Raw genomic sequence first — 21,221 nt, 5'->3', positions numbered from 1 at the left:
TTGAAACTCAAATTCTGCATGGATAAAGGAAAGGTGAATGATTTGGCACAGGTAAATATTAAAGATATCTATCCGCTATCCCCGATGCAGGAGGGAATGTTGTTTCATTCCATCCTCGACGCAAAATCAGAAGCTTACTTTGAGCAGACCGTTATTACCTTTAATGAAGTGCTAGATGTTCATTTGGTTCAGCAAAGCTTGCAGCAGCTCATGAATCGATATGATATATTCCGTACCATTTTTATGTATAAAGAAACAGAACGTCCGCTTCAAATTGTCTTGGAGGAACGTGATGCGTTGCCTGTTCATTTCGAAAATATCCGTGCTTTTCCCGAAGCTGAGAAAAGGGAGCATTTTACGGCCTTTTTAAAGGCAGAGCGCCAAGCGGGTTTTGACTTGGAAAAAGATGTTCCGATTCGGCTTGCTCTGTTTCAATGGGATGATGAGTCTTCCAGGCTTGTTTGGAGTGTTCATCACATTATAATGGATGGTTGGTGCATGGGAACGGTAGCCCAGGAATTTTTTACTATGTATACTTCCCTTCGGTCTGGAGTGCCTGCGCAATTGGATACGGTATATCCGTACAGCAGTTTTATTCAGTGGCTAGAGCAACAGGACAAGGAAGAAGCGACAGCCTATTGGCGGGGATATTTAAATGGGCTTGAAAATGAAACAATTTTGCCGGGTTATAACCGTCCATTGAATCCAATCTTCGAAGCAGAACGTTACACATGCAAGCTGGGGAAAGAACTGACTCAAGGAATGGAGAGAATAGCTAAACACTACCACACGACAGTCAGCACTGTATTTCAAACGGTATGGGGATTATTGCTTCAAATGTACAACCACAGCCGGGATGTTGTGTTCGGGTCCGTAGTATCCGGCAGACCAGATGAAGTTCCGGGAATTGAAAATATGGTTGGATTGTTCATTAATACAATACCAACACGCATAACCAGTGATGCGGACCAGAGATTCTCAGATCTGCTGATATCTGTGCAAAACTCCAACATCGAGTCTACTCAGTACTCTTATTCTTCCTTGGCAGATATTCAGAATCACACGGATTTGAAACAAAATTTAGTCCGTCATATTGTTGTTTTTGAGAACTATCCTTATTCAGAGGAGCTTATTCATGCGGAAAAAGGGCCTGATACACTTCAGGTTACCGACGTAGAGGATATTGTACAGACCAACTATGATTTTAATGTGATTGTCGTTCCTGGATCACAGTATGAAGTTACATTTAGTTATAATCGGCTGGTTTACGATGAAAATTGGATTAAGCTAATTGCAGCTCATCTTAAACAGGGACTGGAGCAGATTGTTCAACAGCCGGATCTACCGATTTCCGCTTTGGAATTTCTGACAACAGAAGAGAAAAGTCAGGTTTTATCCGAATTTAGCGGAGTACAGATCTCATATCCTTCTAGTGATACCATCCATCTTTGTTTTGAAAAACAAGTAGAAAAGACACCGAAGGCAACAGCAATTGTCTGTGAGAACTCCAGTCTGACTTATGCTGAGCTGAATGAACGTGCTAACCGACTGGCTCGTACCCTGCGTAGTTACGGCACCACAACTGATCGGCTAGTTGGACTCATGACTGATCGTTCTATAGATATGGTGATTGGCATTCTTGCTATTCTTAAAGCAGGAGGGGCATATGTACCCATCGATCCGTCATATCCAGAGGAACGTATCCGTTATATATTTGACGATTCCGGTGCAGACCTGCTTTTAACACAAACCCATCTTGTGGAAAAGGTCAAAGAAGCCGCCTTTGGAGGAAAAGTTCTGGTATTGGATGTAGATCCAACTGTATATCACATGGAAGGATCAAATCTGGAAGCCGTATCAGGGGCAAACGACCTAGCCTATGTTATATATACTTCAGGTACTACAGGACAGCCTAAAGGTGTAATGCTGGAGCACCATGGATTGTGTAACCTGAAAACGTATTTTGATGAAACATTGCAGATAAGTCCGTCAGATCATGCCCTACTGTTTGCGAGCTACGCATTTGATGCTGCATGCTGGGAAATATTTCAGGCGCTATTTTGTGGTGCGACACTTTACGTGCCTACTTCGGAAATCATTCTGAACTACAACCAGTTTGAACAGTATATGGCGGAACATAAAATTTCGGTAGCGGCATTACCTCCTACCTACGCTGTGTATCTAAACCCAGAACGAATGCCGGATCTGCGTATTCTGTTCACCGCTGGTTCCGCTTCCTCGATGGAGCTTGTAAACAAGTGGAAGGATCAGGTTGCCTATTTTAATGGCTATGGCCCGACAGAAAACTCGGTAGCAACGTCCATTTGGCCGGTGTCGGAACAGCCCGGAGCAATCGATACCATTTCTATAGGACGTCCCGTACCCAACCACCGGGTGTACATGATCGATGCTCTTGGTCATCTTTTACCTGCTGGAGTAGCAGGAGAGTTATGTGTATCCGGTCCAGGATTGGCACGCGGTTACTTGCACCGCCCAGAATTAACGGCTGAGCAATTTGTGGCTAATCCGTTTGTAGATGGGGAAGCGGGCTATGAACGCATGTATCGGACAGGCGACCTGGCAAGATGGATGCCGAACGGCAACATTGAGTATCTGGGCCGGATCGATCAGCAGGTCAAAATTCGCGGTTACCGGATTGAACTGGGCGAAGTTGAAGCGGCAATGCTGAAGGCAGATTGCATGCAAGAGGTCATCGTACTGGCACATGCAAATAGCCAAAACCAACACGAACTGGTTGCCTACTACGTGGCGGAACGGGAAGTAACGGGGGGCGAGCTTCGCAAGCAGCTGAGTGAAGAGCTTCCAAATTATATGGTTCCCTCGAACTTTGTTCAGATGGAGCAAATGCCGCTCACACCTAACGGCAAAATCGACCGTAAGGCATTGCCGGCACCGGAGCAGATTTCCCGTTCCACGCAGGAATATAGGGCTCCGCAGACAGCAGAGGAGCAGGCGCTGGCCCATGTGTGGGAAGCTGTACTGGGCGGCGGTCCTGTCGGATTGACAGATCAATTTTTTGATCGGGGCGGGGATTCGATCAAGGCGATTCAGGTATCCTCACGCCTGCTGCAGGCAGGGTATAAGCTGGATATTAAAGACCTGTTTAAGTACCCTGAGGTTGCTGAGCTAGCCACGCATCTGCGTGTGTCGGATACCCAATTAGCTGATCAGGAAGAGATCGAGGGAGCCGTTCTACTGACGCCGATTCAGCAGTGGTTTGTGGAGCAAGGGCAGCCTATGCCGGACCATTTTAATCAGGCTGTTATGCTTCATCGGGAGCAGGGATTCGAGGAAGAGCTGCTACGTCAGGCATTGACGCAGTTAGCGGTGCACCATGATGCGTTACGGATGGTGTTCCGTAAGGCGGAGCAAGGCTGGGAAGCGTGGAACCGCAGAGTGAAGGAAGGGAAGCTGTATGATCTGGAAGTGGCCGATTTCAAAGACGTGCCGATCGGTCCCGTATTGGGTCAAGCTATAGAAGCCCGTGCGAGCACTATTCAGAGTAGCATCCGACTGAATGAGGGGCCTTTGCTGAAAGCGGGCCTGTTCCAGTGCGCTGATGGGGACCATCTGCTACTGGCTATTCATCATATGGTGGTAGACGGCGTATCGTGGCGGATACTGTTGGAGGATTTGTCGAATGCCTATGAGCAGGCTGTACGTGGAGAAGCCATACAGCTCCCGGCCAAAACAGACTCTTTCCGGGTCTGGTCGGAGCGGTTATCAGCCTATGCTGACAGTCCTGAGATGGAAAGTGAGCACGCATACTGGGAGCAAGTGAATAAATTGGCGGCATCCGAGTCTTTAAGACTTACAGAATTGTTGGATTCTAAAAAAACATTGACCATAAATAACACAGCTACTTTGAGCTTGAAATTCACGAAAGAAGAGACTGATCAACTGCTAAAGCAGGCTCATCGCGCGTACAACACAGAAGTGAACGATCTGTTGCTGACGGCGCTCGGCATGACGTTAAGCACTTGGACTGGCAGTGATCAGGTTGCAATTCTTCTGGAAGGCCATGGCCGGGAAGATATCATGAAGGATACGGATATATCACGAACGGTTGGCTGGTTCACGAGCCAGTACCCGATACTGCTGCGGATTAATGGGGAAGATCATATCTCCGGGCACATCAAACGGATGAAGGAGATGCTGCGCAGCATTCCACATAAAGGGATAGGATATGGCATCTGGAGATATCTCAGCCAGAACGGACCGTCCGGGGCAACATACGCCGAGCCACAGATCAGCTTTAATTATTTGGGTGAATTTGATCAGACGCTACGGCACAGCGAAACGCGCATGTCACCGTACTCCAGTGGAGCAGATGTTAACGAACTGACCAGAATGCCGTGTTCCCTGGATGTGGGGGGCATTGTAACGGATGAAATGCTTGAGCTGGATATTCGTTATAACACAAAAGTGTTACAGGAAGATAATGTGATAAAACTAGCCAGGGAGCTCAAGCAGAACGTGTTGGAAGTGATCCGCCACTGTGTATCACAGGAGCATTCTGAATTGACGCCGAGTGATGTGCTGCTTCCGGGTTTAAGCCTGGAAGCACTGGACCGGATGGTGGCGCAGATTCAGCCTGACGGAGAACTGGAGAATATATATCCCATGACGCCGATGCAAAAAGGAATGCTGTTCCACAACATGCTGGATTCCCAGTCGAGCGCCTATGTAGAGCAGTCCACCTTTGAACTGAAGGGAACGCTGGATCTCGTAGCGTTTGCTGCCAGTCTGGACTTGTTGGTACAGCATCATTCAGCACTGCGGACCAACTTCCGGAGCGATTTGCAGGACGAGCCCTTGCAAGTGGTGTACCGGAATAAACGCGGAGAACTGTACGTAGAGGACATACGTGAGAAGGAGAAGGTGGCGCAAGAGCAATATATCGAGGAATTCGCGCGTCGGGATAAGCAGAAGGGGTTTGATCTGGCAAAGGATACACTAATGCGGGTATCCATCTTGCGTACATCAGACGATGCATACCATTTTGTATGGAGCTTCCACCATATCATAATGGATGGCTGGTGTTTGTCGCTGGTTACCAACGAAGTCTTTGGAGGATATACCGCCCTTACAGAAGGGAAGCCACCGCAATTGCCTGTGGTAACACCATATAGCCGATACATCGAATGGCTGGAAGGGCAGAATCGTCAGGAAGCGGCGGAGTATTGGAGCGGTTACCTGCAGGGCCATGAGGAGACTACAGTTTTGCCCCAGGCCAAAACAGGGAAAGCGAAGGGATATGAGGCCAAATATCTGGAATTTAATTTGGGTATAGACCTGACAACGGCCCTGCTGCAACTGGCAAAGCAAGAACAGGTAACGATAAATACGCTGATGCAAACGGCCTGGGGCGTTTTGTTGCAAAAGTATAATCGCACAGAGGATGTCGTTTTCGGGAGCGTGGTATCTGGACGTCCAGCGGACATTGCCGGAGTAGAGCAGATGATTGGACTATTCATTAATACAATCCCAGTCCGTGTTCAAGGTAAACCAACAACTGCATTTACTGAATTAATGAAGGAAACTCAGCGACAGGCGCTTTCTGCCAATGCCTATGACACGTTCCCGCTGTATGAAATTCAGGCACTGACCGAACAGAAGCAGGATCTAATCAAGCACATTATGATATTCGAAAATTATCCGGTGGAGCAGCAGGTAGAGCAGCTGGGAAGTGATGGGCAGAATGTATTCACAATTTTAAACGCGGTGGCTACAGAGCAAACCAACTACGATCTGAACGTCGTCGTAATGCCGGGAGAAGGCATAAATATTCGTTTTATGTATAACGCATTGAGCTTTGATCAAACCGGCATTGAGCGTCTGCATGGTCATTTTGCTCGTCTGCTGGAGCAAATTTCGTTCAACCCGCATGTTCGCGTTGAAGAACTGGAATTGGTGACAACGGCGGAAAGACAACAGATTACAGGCGAGTTTAACGACACGGCTTCTGTATATCCGCGCAATCAGACGATCCAAAAGCTGTTTGAGGAGCAGGCTGCGCGTACGCCTGATCATATTGCTGTAGCTTTGGGGCATCAATCTCTAACCTATCGGGAACTGAATGAGAAGGCTAACCGAATAGCACATACACTACAGACTGCTGGAATGAAGGCCAATGAGACTGTCGGCATTCTAACGGAGCGTTCGTTGGATATGATTAGCGGAACGTTGGCTATTTTGAAGGCTGGAGGCGCGTATGTGCCGATAGATCCTCAATATCCGGAGGACCGTATCCGCTATATGCTGGAGGACTCGGGAGCCAAACTGCTGCTGACTCAACAAGATTTACTGGAACGTTGCTATTTTGATGGACAGATTGTCAATCTGAATGAGGATACGTCCTACAGTCCAGATACTTCCAATTTAGGAATAGATGGATCAGGCGAACATGCTGCTTATGTCATCTATACCTCGGGATCAACAGGCAAGCCTAAGGGCGTCGTTGTTGAGCATCAAAGTGTCGTGCGCTTGGTGCGTAATACGGATTATGTGCCGTTCGATGAATCGATCCGAATGTTGCAGACTTGCGCGTTTGTATTTGATGTGTCTACGTTTGAAATTTGGGGGGCGTTACTGAACGGCGGTGAGCTTGTACTCGTGCATAAGGATGATCTTTTGGACGTAGCTAAGCTCAAGGAGACCATACGAGACCATCGCATTACTATGATGTGGCTGACTACACCGCTATTTAATCAGCTTTCGCAGCAGGACAGTAAATTGTTCGGAGATGTGAAGTATTTGCTGGTCGGAGGCGATGTGCTGTCTGCACCGCATATCAATCGGGTGCTGCGTGATAATCCGGACATGAATATCATTAACGGCTATGGACCAACGGAAAATACTACTTTTTCGACGACTTATCATATTAAAGAAGAACAGCTTGATTCTGTGCCGATCGGGCGTCCTATCCGCAATTCGACGGCGTATGTGGTCGATTCGGCGTTTAACCTGCAGCCGATTGGAGCATGGGGTGAGCTGGTTGTTGGCGGAGACGGAGTTGCACGCGGTTACCTGAACCGTCCTGATTTGACGGCTGAGAGATTCCTTGCCAATCCGTGGGTGGACGGAGATCGCCTGTACTGCACGGGAGACCTTGTTCGCTGGCGTGAAGACGGTACATTAGAATACGCTGGACGGATGGATCAACAAGTTAAAATTCGCGGCTACCGAATTGAGCTGGGCGAGGTCGAGTCGGCTATGCTGAAAATAGATCGTATCCAAGAGGTCAGCGTACTGGCCCATGCAAACAGCCAAAACCAACACGAACTGGTTGCCTACTACGTGGCGGAACGGGAAGTAACGGGGGGCGAGCTTCGCAAGCAGCTGAGTGAAGAGCTTCCAAATTATATGGTTCCCTCGTACTTTGTTCAGTTGGAGCAAATGCCGCTCACACCCAACGGCAAAATCGACCGTAAGGCATTGCCGGCACCGGAGCAGATTTCCCGTTCCACGCAGGAATATAGGGCTCCGCAGACAGCAGAGGAGCAGGCGCTGGCCCATGTGTGGGAAGCTGTACTGGGCGGCGGTCCTGTCGGATTGACAGATCAATTTTTTGATCGGGGCGGGGATTCGATCAAGGCGATTCAGGTATCCTCACGCCTGCTGCAGGCAGGGTATAAGCTGGATATTAAAGACCTGTTTAAGTACCCTGAGGTTGCTGAGCTAGCCACGCATCTGCGTGTGTCGGATACCCAATTAGCTGATCAGGAAGAGATCGAGGGAGCCGTTCTACTGACGCCGATTCAGCAGTGGTTTGTGGAGCAAGGGCAGCCTATGCCGGACCATTTTAATCAGGCTGTTATGCTTCATCGGGAGCAGGGATTCGAGGAAGAGCTGCTACGTCAGGCATTGACGCAGTTAGCGGTGCACCATGATGCGTTACGGATGGTGTTCCGTAAGGCGGAGCAAGGCTGGGAAGCGTGGAACCGCAGAGTGAAGGAAGGGAAGCTGTATGATCTGGAAGTGGCCGATTTCAAAGACGTGCCGATCGGTCCCGTATTGGGTCAAGCTATAGAAGCCCGTGCGAGCACTATTCAGAGTAGCATCCGACTGAATGAGGGGCCTTTGCTGAAAGCGGGCCTGTTCCAGTGCGCTGATGGGGACCATCTGCTACTGGCTATTCATCATATGGTGGTAGACGGCGTATCGTGGCGGATACTGTTGGAGGATTTGTCGAATGCCTATGAGCAGGCTGTACGTGGAGAAGCCATACAGCTCCCGGCCAAAACAGACTCCTTCCGGGTCTGGTCGGAGCGGTTATCAGCCTATGCCGATAGTCCTGAGATGGAAAGTGAGCACGCATACTGGGAGCAAGTGAATGAACTGGCGGCATCGGAGTCGCCCCAACTTCTAGTGTCCCAAGAGCATAGCGATAGGTTTATGCAGCAAGACATGGGTATCGTAAATGTGAGGCTTACGAAGGAAGAGACTGATCAACTACTGAAGCAAGCCCACCGCGCGTACAACACAGAAGTGAATGATCTGTTGTTGACGGCACTCGGCAAGACGCTAAGCGCTTGGACTGGCAGTGAAAAGGTAGCGATTCTTCTCGAAGGCCATGGCCGGGAAGAAATCATAAAGGATACGGATATATCACGGACGATTGGCTGGTTTACGAGTCAATACCCGGTACTGCTGCGGATTAACCGAGAAGATGATATCTCCGGGCACATCAAACGGATGAAGGAGATGCTGCGCAGCATTCCACATAAAGGAATTGGGTATGGCATCTGGAGATATCTCAGCCAGAATGGACCGTCCGGGGCAACATATGTCGAGCCACAGATAAGCTTTAATTATTTGGGCGAATTTGATCAGACACTGCAGCATAGCGGCATGCATTTTTCTCCATATTCCAGCGGAGCTAATACTCATGAACTGACCCAAATGTCCTGTGTTATGGACGTGGGAGGACTCGTTACAGATGGCATGCTGGAACTAAGTATTCAATACAACAATAAGGCACTTCAACAAAATGCTGCTGAGCAACTAGCAGAGCAATTCAAGCAGAACGTGCTGGAAGTGATTCAGCATTGTACATCTCGGGAGCACTCCGAATTGACGCCGAGTGATGTGCTGCTTTCGGACTTAAGCCTTGAAGAACTGGACCGGATGGTGGAGCAACTTCAGCCTGACGGAGAGCTTGAGAATATATATCCCATGACGCCGATGCAAAAAGGAATGCTGTTCCACAACATGCTGGATTCCCAGTCGAGCGCCTATGTAGAGCAGTCCACCTTTGAACTGAAGGGAACGCTGGATCTCGCTGCATTCTCTGCCAGTCTGAACTTGTTGGTACAGCGTCATTCAGCACTGCGTACCAACTTCCGGAGCGATTTGCAAGACGAGCCGTTGCAAGTGGTGTACCGGAATAAACGCGGAGAACTGTACGTAGAGGATATACGTGAGAAGGAGAAGTCGGCGCAAGAGCAGTACATCGAGGAGTTCACGCGTCGAGATCAGCAGAGGGGCTTTGATCTGGCAAAGGATGCACTGATGCGGGTATCTATCTTGCGTACATCAGATGAATCATACCATTTTGTATGGAGCTTCCATCACATCATAATGGATGGCTGGTGTTTGTCGCTGGTTACCAACGAAGTCTTTGGAGGATATACCGCCCTAGCAGAAGGGAAGCCACCGCAATTGCCTGTGGTAACACCATACAGCCGATACATCGAATGGCTGGAGGGGCAGAACCGCCAAGAAGCAGCGGAGTATTGGAGCGGTTACCTGCGGGGCTATGAGGAGGCGGCGGTCTTGCCTCAGGCCAAAAGAGGGAAGACCCAGGGATATGAGACCGAATATCTGGAGTTTGATTTGGGTATAGACCTGACAACGGCCCTACTGCAATTGGCGAAGCAAGAACAGGTAACGATAAATACGCTAATGCAAACGGCCTGGGGCGTTTTGTTGCAAAAGTATAATCGCACAGAGGATGTCGTTTTCGGGAGCGTGGTATCGGGACGTCCAGCGGACATTGCCGGAGTAGAGCAGATGATTGGACTATTCATTAACACGGTCCCCGTCCGTATTCAAGGCGGACAAGCAACTGCATTTACAGAGCTGATGAAGCAAACTCAGCGACAGGCGCTTGCTTTGGGAACATACGAAACGTTCCCACTCTATGAGATTCAGGCACAGGCAGAGCAGAAAGTGGAACTGATTAATCATATTATGGTATTTGAGAACTATCCGGTGGATGAACAAATTGAACAATTAGGTGAAAGAGAGAAAGCTGATTTTAAAATAACCGGAGCAGGAGCGGTTGAGCAGACGAATTATGATTTTAATATCGTGGTGTTACCGGGAGAGACGCTGCGAGTTCATTTTGGTTACAATGCCCAGGTATATGACTATGAAAGGGTAGAACAGATCCGGGGGCATTTGCTGCAACTGCTGGAGCAAATCAAGATCAATCCAGCTGGTCGGATTTGCGAGATGGATATATTAACCCCTCAGGAACGCGAGCAACTGCTGGGTGCTTGGTGTGACACGATAGCAGCATATCCATGTGAGCAGACGATTCACGGGTTGTTTGAGGAGCAGGTCAAGCAGACACCGGAGCAGGTAGCGGTATATTTTGAAGGAGCGCAAGTGACCTACCGTGAATTAAATGAGCGAGCGAACCGACTGGCGCGTACTTTACGCAGTAACGGTGTGATAGCAGACGGCCTAGTCGGCCTGATGACAGAGCGATCGATTGACATGATTGTCGGCATCTTGGGTATTTTGAAGGCAGGGGGCGCCTACATTCCGATCGATCCGACTTATCCGGAGAACCGCATCCGTTATATGCTGGACGATTCAGGTACGGAACTGCTGTTAACGCAGCAGCATTTGGTTGAAAAAGTGGAATTTAGGGGCAAGGTCCTGCTGTTGGATGCAGAAATGGGCGAAGGCAGTGCGGATGCAAGTACGGCTGAGGCAAAAGGAGAACCTGTGTCCATATATCACAGGGATGGTACGAATTTGGATGCTATATCCGGTCCTCATAACCTAGCGTATGTGATTTATACGTCCGGAACGACAGGTCAGCCTAAGGGAGTCATGCTTGAGCATCGTGGACTCTGCAATCTGCATACGTACTTCAGGGAGACGTTGCGGATCAGCAGTTCCGACCGTGTTGTATCGTTTGCCAGTTATTCCTTTGATGCTTCGATCTGGGAAATGCTTCAGGCGCTCTTCAACGGGGCCACTTTATGTATCCCGACATCAGAAACCATTCTCAGTTATGACAAGTTTGAGCAGTATATGGCGGATCATCGAATTACAATTACGATATTGCCGCCGACCTATGCTGTATACTTGAATCCGGAACGAATGCCGGATCTGCGCATCCTGTTTACAGGCGGCTCGGCTGCCTCACCAGAATTGTTATCCAAATGGAAGGATCATGTGACATACTACAATGCCTACGGTCCAACGGAAAATTCCATAGCAACGTCTGTTTGGCCAGTGCCGGGAGGGTCCGAAGCAGGGGTATCCATCTCAATCGGACGCCCTGTACCGAATCACCGCGTGTATATGGTCGATGCACATGGGCAGCTTGCACCAGCAGGAATCCCCGGTGAACTGTGTGTATCCGGTCCAGGATTGGCACGCGGTTACCTGCACCGCCCGGAATTAACGGCTGAACAATTTGTGGCTAATTCGTTTGCAGATGGGGAAGCGGGCTATGAACGCATGTATCGGACAGGCGACCTGGCAAGATGGTTGCCTGACGGTAACATTGAGTACCTGGGCCGGATTGACCATCAGGTCAAAATTCGCGGTTACCGGATTGAACTGGGCGAAGTTGAGGCGGCTATGCTGAAGGCAGATCGCATGCAAGAGGTCATCGTACTGGCACATGCAAACAGCCAAAATCAACACGAACTGGTTGCCTACTACGTGGCGGAACGCGAAGTGACGGGGAGCGAACTTCGCAAGATGTTAAATGAAGAACTCCCGAATTATATGGTCCCTTCACATTTCATTCAGTTGCAGAACGTACCTCTTACACCAAACGGTAAAATTGACCGTAAGGCGCTGCCGATACCAGAAGTTCGTTTGGCCGACCATGTTGCACCGCGAACGTGGATGGAAATAAAATTGGCAGACATCTGGCAGGATGTGCTGGGTCTACCGCAAGTAGGCATCAACGAAAATTTCTTTGAAATTGGTGGTCATTCGCTACGGGCGACGACACTGACTTCTAGAGTTCGCAAAGATTTAAACAAACCGATGGATTTGCAAAACATATTTGAGGCACCAACGATCGAGCAATTGGCAGTCTTGCTTGAAGAACAGGATCAAATCATATATGCATCCATTCCGGTGGCAGAAAAACGCGACACTTACCCGCTTTCTTTCGCACAGACACGGATGTATGTGCTTCACCAGCTGGATCCGGAAGGGATAAGCTATAACACCACATCAGCACTGAGAGTAATCGGTCCGATAGATGTGAACCAGGTGGAAGAGGTATTCCGTCAATTAATTTCACGTCATGCGTCACTCCGGACAAGCTTTGAACTGGTGAATGGTGTGCCGATGCAGCGGGTGCACGATACGATTCACTTTGAGTTGGAATATGCCACAATATCAGAACTGCGGACAGAATCCAATGAACTTATGCTTGAAAATTTAGCAGAAGAACATGCCCGTTCCTTTGTACGCCCATTTGACTTGAGGATCGCTCCGTTGCTACGTGTAAAGCTGGTTAAATTGGGATTGGACGAGGAAGGACAGGAGCCGCAGCACTTATTGATGCTTGATATGCACCACATCGTTTCAGACGGAGTATCCATTGAAATATTAGCTGGTGATTTTGCCCGCTTATATAGCGGTGAAGTATTATCTCCGCTGCGTATTCAATATACGGACTATGCTGTGTGGCAGCATAGCAAAACTCAGCAGGAGCGAATAAAGAGTCAGGGAGAGTACTGGCTGAATAGATTTAGTGGTGACTTGCCTCAACTGGATTTGCCAACTGATTTTGAGCGTCCGGTAACACGATGTACGAAAGGTGACGCTGTTGAGTTTGAAATGGGACAGGAATTGACTCAGTGTTTAAAAGAACTGGCGGTGCATACGGATTCTACGCTGTACATGGTACTTATGGCTGCATACACAGCATTGCTGCATTATTACACAGGGCAGGAAGACATCATTGTTGGTACTCCGATTGCAGGTAGACCGCATGCTGACCTGGAGCCTATGCTCGGTATGTTTGTCGGCACGCTCGCATTACGCAATCATCCTCACGCTGAACAGACGTTTTATAACTGCATTGAGGACGCCAAGACATGTGCACTGCAAGCATATGCGCATCAGGACTATCCTTTTGAGGAGCTGGTGGAAAAGCTCGATCTGAAACGAGATATGAGCCGTAATCCGTTGTTCGACACGATGTTTGTATTGCAGAATATGGAGAAAAAGGAAGTGAAGTTGGACAAGTTGTTCTTCTGCTCTTTTGACATAGATCAGGTTTCTGCGAAATTCGATCTGACGCTTGAAGTTAGTGAGGAGGAAGCATCTATTCAGCTCCAATTTCTGTACGCTACATCTTTGTTTAAACGGGAAACGGTAGAAAGCATGGCAAGGCATTTTGTACAGTTGGTTAAAACTGTTGTAGCCAATCCCAATACTAAGCTGGGCGAATTGACGCTGATTTCGGAAGAAGACAAAGGGATTCTAAAAAAACATAGGGACACCCTAAAGGCTTCTCGCTACTGGAGTACTCTGCTCGAAGGCTATGAAGAAGCACCTCAATTGCCATATGCCAATCTGATGGGGCGCAGTCCATATCAGGCAGAGCATCTGGAGATTAATTTGGATGTTGAACGAACGGTGGCACTGCAGCGAATTGCACAAAATGAGCAGGTGACGATAAATACGCTGCTGCAGACAGTCTGGGGAATTTTATTACAAAAGTATAACGGTACAGATGATGTGGTGTTCGCTTGCTCCATATCAAGTCCTTTAACAGATAAATTGGATTCGAAGCATTCAATTGGACTGGGTAACCACACCTTACCAGTTCGCATTCGAACCGAAGCAGGAGCCAACTTTATCGGGTTGATGAGAAATGTGCAGCAGCAAACCGATGAATCTGCGGTATATGGACATTTTCCAATGTGTGAAATGGTTACAACGAAAGTGCAACAACTGGCACTTTTTGGACATAGAATGGTGTTTGAGACTACTTTGGAAGAGGCCAATACTGAGCAAGAAAGCTGCGATTTAAGCATCATAGTACTTCAGGGAGATACGCTACGAATTGATTTTTCCTACAATGCCCAGGTATATGATCATCAGAGTGTGTCGCAGATTCAAGGACATCTACTGCAGTTGCTGGATCAAATTATAGCGAATCCGGATAGTTTAATTGAGACAATGGATCTGTTGACTAAGCAGGAGCGGGAGCACATCATCCAGGTGTGGGGAAATACCACGGCAGAGTATTCGCGTGAACAAACAATTCACGAACTGTTCGAGGAACAGGTTCTGCAGACTTCGGATCAGACAGCGGTATATTTTGAAGGTCAACAATTGACCTACCATGAATTGAACGAGCGCGCAAACCGTCTGGCCCGTACTTTACGCAGCTATGGTGTGAAAGCCGATAGTCTGGTTAGTCTGATGACAGAGCGTTCCGTAGAAATGATTGTGGGCATATTGGGAATTTTGAAGGCGGGGGGAGCATATATCCCGATAGACCCAACCTATCCGGAGGAACGCATCCGCTACATGCTGGACGACTCAGGTACGGAACTGTTGTTAACGCAACAGCACCTGACGGAAAAGGTGCTGTTTGGAGGCAAGGTGCTGGTGCTTGACGGTGAACAGGACGGAGTCGCTTCCGATACAAGAAAAGCGGATGTACGCGGGGAAATGCTGCCCGTATATCATCAGAACGGTTCGAATCTGGAGGCTGTATCGGGTCCAAACGATCTAGCATATGTCATCTATACGTCCGGGACGACAGGTCAGCCTAAGGGAGTAATGCTTGAGCATCACGGTCTTAGTAATCTTAAAACCTACTTCGAGCAAAAATTGAGTATTGGCTTGTCCGATCGGGTTGTCATGTTTGCCAGTTATTCGTTTGATACGTCATGCTCGGAAATAATCCAGTCTTTACTTTGCGGAGCGACATTGTATATACCTTCCTCCGAGACTATTTTGAATTATGAACGTTTCGAGCAATACATGGCTGCCTGCAGAATTACAATTGCAACGCTGCCGCCAAACTATGCTGTATACCTGAACCCGGATCGCATGCCTGATTTGCGTGTTCTGCTTACAGCAGGATCGGCCTCTACCGCAGAACTGGTGTCCAAATGGAAGGACCGAGTGGCTTATTACAATGCGTATGGTCCTACCGAAAATTCCGTTGCAACGTCTCTTTGGCCGGTATCGGAAGAAAATTCTGAGTTAGGTGGAATCATATCCATCGGACGGCCAGTATCTAATCACCGCGTGTATATGGTGGATACACACGGAAATCTTTCACCTGCAGGAGTCCCTGGTGAGCTGTGTGTATCCGGTCCGGGGCTGGCACGCGGCTATCTGCACCGTCCAGAGCTGACAAAAGAAAAATTCGTAGCCAATCTGTTTGCAGCAGAGGAAGTTGGCTATGAGCGAATGTACCGTACAGGTGACTTGGCACGATGGTTGCCAGATGGGAACATTGAATATTTGGGTAGGATTGACCATCAGGTCAAAATCCGCGGGTATCGGATTGAGCTCGGTGAGATTGAAGCGCAAATTATCAAGGTGGACGGTGTTAAAGAATCTATTGTCATGGCTCGTGCAGATCAGCAGGGAGCCTATCATTTGGCCGCTTACTACGTAGCTGAAAAAGAAATCAGTGGCAGTATGATGTTGAATTTGCTGAATGAGAAATTGCCGAACTATATGGTACCGTCGTATTTTATACAACTGCAGAACATGCCGCTGACACCGAACAGAAAAATTGATCGCAAGGCACTGTCGGCATTCGAGGAACATACTGATTTGACTGCAGAATATGCAGCGCCGCGCACAGCCATGGAGGCGAAGTTAGCACAAATCTGGAGAGAGGTACTCGACATTCCGTCCGTTGGAATTCATCATAATTTCTTTGCCATTGGCGGACATTCACTTCGTGCAACTGCATTGGCCGCAAAAATTCACAAAGAACTGAATATTGAGTTACCGTTGCGTTATGTATTTGACTTTCCAACAATTGAGCAAATGGCGCAGGCTGTTCATGAATTGTCACCAAATCCATTTGCAGCGATTCCTGTTGCCGAATTGAGAGACAGTTATCCGGCATCTATAACTCAAAATAGACTATACGTTTTGAGCAGCATGAATAACTACAATATGTCTGCCATGCTTTTGATGGAAGGGGAACTGAATTTTTTAAGATTAGAAAGAGCGCTTAAGCAATTAATTCAGCGTCATGATACTTTGCGAACCTCTTTTGAATTCGTAGATGATAAACTGGTACAACGGATTCACGACCATGTCGATTTCACTTTGGAGGTTATGCAGGGACACGGAGAGAACGAAGCAAGAGCAATGATGAGACAATTTATCAGACCTTTTGATCTTGGGAAGGCACCGTTACTTCGAGCTGCTCTGTTGCAAGAATCTCCACAGCGTCATTGGTTTATGTTTGACATGCATCATGTGATTTCAGATGGTGTATCTATGAGTATATTGCTGAACGAGCTGCCCGCACTGTATGAAGAAAAAACGTTGCCGGCCTTGCGAATTCAATACAAGGATTATGCGGTATGGCAGCAAGGAGATATTGGTAGCTCATGGATGGAAAAACAAGAAGCATACTGGCTCAAGCAGATGAGCGGCGACATTCCGATTTTGGGTATCCCAGTCGACTTTGAAAGACCTGCAACACGTAGCACTTCGGGCAGCACCGTTTCCTTTGCCATTTCACATCAGGACGTGGACGGCTTGAAACAAATCAGTTTGCAGGCTGGAGCTACCTTATTTATGGTATTACTTGCAGCCTACAAGACCCTATTGTTCAAGTACAGCGGTCAGGAGGATATCGTTGTTGGAACACCTATTGCAGGTAGACAGCATCACGATTTGCAGCCTGTCGTCGGCATGTTTGTCAACACGCTTGCATTGCGGAGCTTTCCTGAAGGGGATAAGTCTTTTTACGAATATGTTCAGGAAGTAAAGGACCAGGTGCTTGATGCCTTTGAGCATCAGGATTATCCGTTTGAAATGCTGGTGGAGAAGCTGAATGTACAGAGGGACCTGAGTCGGAATCCGTTATTCGATACTCTTTTTGAGCTAGATAACATGGACTCTGGTACGTCGGAATTCCAAGACTTGCAGGTTACTCTGTGCCCAGGCGAACAGAATATGGCAAAATTCGATTTGACACTTACGGCCATGGAAAGCTCTGAAGGTTTGGTTTTCAGCTTCACATATGCCGATAGCCTGTACAAGAGAAGCACGATTAAACGAATGGCCGATCACTTTCTCCAGTTGATTAAAGCTGTTGTAGATGAACCACAGACAAAGCTTTCTGAAATTGAGATCATTACGCCACAGGAAATCGAAATGATATTGGATGTCTGGGGAAATACCGCGGTGAAATACCCAAGTGAAAAAACCATTCATCAATTATTCGAAGAACAGGTAGAGAAGACTCCAGATCAAGTAGCTGTAGTTTTTGGAGATAGCCAGATCACATATAACGAATTAAATGTGCGTGCAAACCAACTGGCTCGCGTGCTAAGAGCAGAAGGAGTCCAGGCGGATCAATTGGTCGGAATGATTATGGAGCGCTCTATCGAAATGATTGTAGGGATTTTTGGTATTTTAAAAGCTGGTGGGGGATATGTACCTATCGACCCTGAGTTTCCGCAGGAACGTACGCTCTATATGTTACAAGACAGCCATATTAAGCTTATGGTTGCCATGCCAGAAATGGCCGCGAAGGTACCGTCGGATGTGCTGATCATTTCACCTGATAGTCACAGGCTATCCGCAGAAGACGGTTCCAACTTGGCTGAAGTTTGTGACCCTGGCCATTTGGCTTATGTGATGTATACCTCAGGTACAACGGGCAAACCCAAAGGAGTGATGATTCAACACTCTAATGTCGTTAATATGACAACCGCATTTAGACAACAAGTGTATAAGAAATACAAATCGCCAATGCGGATGGCATGGCTATCGCCGTATGTATTTGACGCATCAGTGAAACAAATTTTCCCATGCCTGCTTCTCGGGCATGCGCTTCACGTGGTGCCGAGAGAGATTAGCACCAATGGTCATCGTTTGGCTGACTATTTCAGATCCCAACGGATTGATTTTACTGATGGTACACCGGCACACATGCATATGCTGACGGAAATGCAAGACTCCGTTGCAGACCTGAATGTACAGCATTTTATTTTTGGAGCAGAGGCGCTGCCCGGTCATCTCGTTAAAACATTTTTGAGCACCCGGCCCGGATATCGTCCGCAAATAACTAATGTTTATGGTCCTACCGAGTGCTGCGTAGACACAACTGCATACGACATTGACGGGGAAACGATGACAGCTTGGACACATACGGTGCCGATTGGCAAGCCAATGGCTAACCAGCACGTATATATTATGGATATGAATCGGAAGTTGGTTCCGATAGGAATTGCAGGCGAGATCTACATCGGTGGTGATGGAGTAGGGCGAGGTTATATGGGAAATCGTGAGCTGACAGATGAGAAATTTATAGCAGACCCCTTCCAACCCGGAAAACGTATGTACCGCACAGGAGATTTGGCGCGATGGATGGCAGACGGAAATATTGAATATTTAGGCAGGATGGATCATCAGGTAAAAATTCGGGGTTACCGAATTGAACTTGGAGAAGTAGAAGCGCAATTAATGAACCTGCCTGCGATCCGTAAAGCGGTGGTTATTGCTCGTGAGAATGAATCAGGACAAAAAGATTTATGTGCTTATTTTGTGGCTGATAGCGATCTGACCATTCAGGAACTTAAAGCAGCGTTGGTTCCGAATCTTCCGATGTACATGCTGCCTAGCTATTTTGTTCAATTGGAGAAGATGCCGTTGACCACTAACGGAAAAATTGATCGTAAATCGCTTCCTGCGCCGGACGGAGACATTCAAACAGGTGTTGAATATGCAGCCCCGCGAAACGGCATGGAACGGCACATGGTAGATATTTGGAAGCAGAATCTGGGTGTCAGTATTGTTGGCATTGATGATAACTATTTTGATTTAGGCGGACACTCCCTAAAAGCCATTCAATTGGTTTCACAGGCTCAGGCTATTGGCATTGAAATAGGGATTAATCAGGTGTTTCAATATCAGACTATTCGCCAAATATCAGAGTATATGCGAGCAGACACTTCAATGTCAGGTATGCTAACACGTGATATTGCCGAGGCAATCGACATCATCGAAAAGGTTTATAACGTACATGCTCATTTCCAATCAACAGCTGTTGAAGGGCGAGATCAATTAACTTTGCACATAGATCCTTTCGATTCTATACAAGCAGAGGCGCTGAAGGAAGTCATTTTGTCACGCCTTCATCCTGACCTTCATCCACATCATTTGCTTCCTTTTGAAGCGGCTGCTCAAGCACCTGACTGTAAAAAGTTATACACAGATACGATGGTAGACGATGAAGCTGTGAAGCGGCATGCTGAGGAATGGCTGGAACATCTGCTGCGGATGAATGACCAATGGAACAGCACGATGCTGGCAGGGGAGCCTTTACAACGATATGCGCTTGCTCCCGCTCAACATTATCATTTGGAGCATCCGCAATCCTCAGGAGGTGTCATTCCTTTTGATAGTTACCTGCTGGATGTAGAACGGTTATCTGCAATCATGCAACGCCTGATAGAGCGTCATGAACTCTTTAGAAGTGTGTTGGTCCAAACAGATGTCGGATGGGAATGGGAAATGTTGTCCATGAAGGAGCGCATGGATATTCCAATGATAGATTTATCGAACTACGGTGCAGAGATGCAAAATCGTATACTCTCACATATACTGCCTGCATTCTTTATGAACCCTTATGAAACAACCGGAAACTTGTTATATCGCATTGCGCTTGTTCGCCTTAATTTACGGGATCATTTGCTGCTGCTCCCTTGTTCACATCTCATCTATGATGGCATGAGCGGAGAGGTCGTTAAGAGTGAGTTCTACCGTGCATATGATGACATGAGCAATGTAAAAGAGCAACTAGCAGGAAGCTACCGTGATTATGTGAGTCAGGTTCGCAAAGGACCTCAGGGCATGGGCGATCAAGAGATTGTCGACAAATTTCGCTTGTCCGCATTTGCTGCTGCTTCGGACGCTGTAGTCCTCGCAATTGATGAGCGCAGCCATACAACGGGCACAGATGTGACAGTAGAACTTGCAGATTGGAATGATTCTGACGCAATCGGAGACATGTGGGACTTGGCTATACGACTAGCTAACCGCTTTTTCCGCAGATATTTGCAAGTGGACGAGATTCCTATTCTTCTCACCAATTATGGCCGTGCATATGAGGAGAAGCAGTATTTTGATATTATAGGTGAATTTATAGACCAAATCCCTGTACTGCTTACAGATGCGGATGAACATGGGCATGAGATCAGAAACAGTATGCAGTTGGCCGTAGCGCGTAATCTGAATTTTCTAAATCTCATATACAATGATGAAATGGCTTCGTTGTATCCGCAGTCTAACCGGTATCTGAAGTATAGCCTGAATAAGCTACCTATTGTCTTCAATTACCTTGGCGAAGCGTCGGATAAATATCAGCTGTTTAAAAATATCGAGCCAGAAGAGAGGGACATCTATCGGGATTCAATCATTTTCTTTACTGTTCAGCATATGGAGAATGTATTGCAAATCTCACTGGAACTTCCTTTTGAAGAAAATCCAGAAATCGTTAAAGCAATGTTGGAAACAGAGCTAGCGAACTTACTAGTAACAGACGGAAGTGGAATAATGTCCATCTGATTTTTCACTTTAGGCATTAAAAACAAGCTCCGAGTTCAAAATACGGAAACTGCCCCAAAGCTTTCGAATGGCTTTGGGGCAATCTAAACAAACCACAAAAGCCGCAAGTCTCCAATAACCCCGGAGATTTACGGCTTTTGTGGTTTGAATGTAGCGAAGTTTTATGTAGCAATGTCGCTGAATTAAAACTTGTTGTAGTA

The 21,221-nt window shown here is 47.5% G+C and carries 1 protein-coding gene; it reads left to right on the top strand.

Annotation, left to right across the window (positions count from 1 at the left end; genetic code table 11):
• The first annotated feature begins 18 nt into the window (after nt 1-18).
• Nucleotides 19-21,021: a non-ribosomal peptide synthase/polyketide synthase gene (locus WA407_RS22765; RefSeq protein WP_336078439.1), complete on the top strand. Its 21,003-nt coding sequence runs from the start codon at nt 19-21 to the stop codon at nt 21,019-21,021.
• The last annotated feature ends 200 nt before the right edge of the window (nt 21,022-21,221 follow it).

This window comes from Paenibacillus sp. 203, assembly GCF_037027525.1.
Lineage (GTDB): Bacteria > Bacillota > Bacilli > Paenibacillales > Paenibacillaceae > Paenibacillus > Paenibacillus polymyxa_B.
The sequence above is the reverse complement of the archived record's forward strand: the minus strand, read 5'-3'. Positions and strand labels throughout refer to the sequence as shown.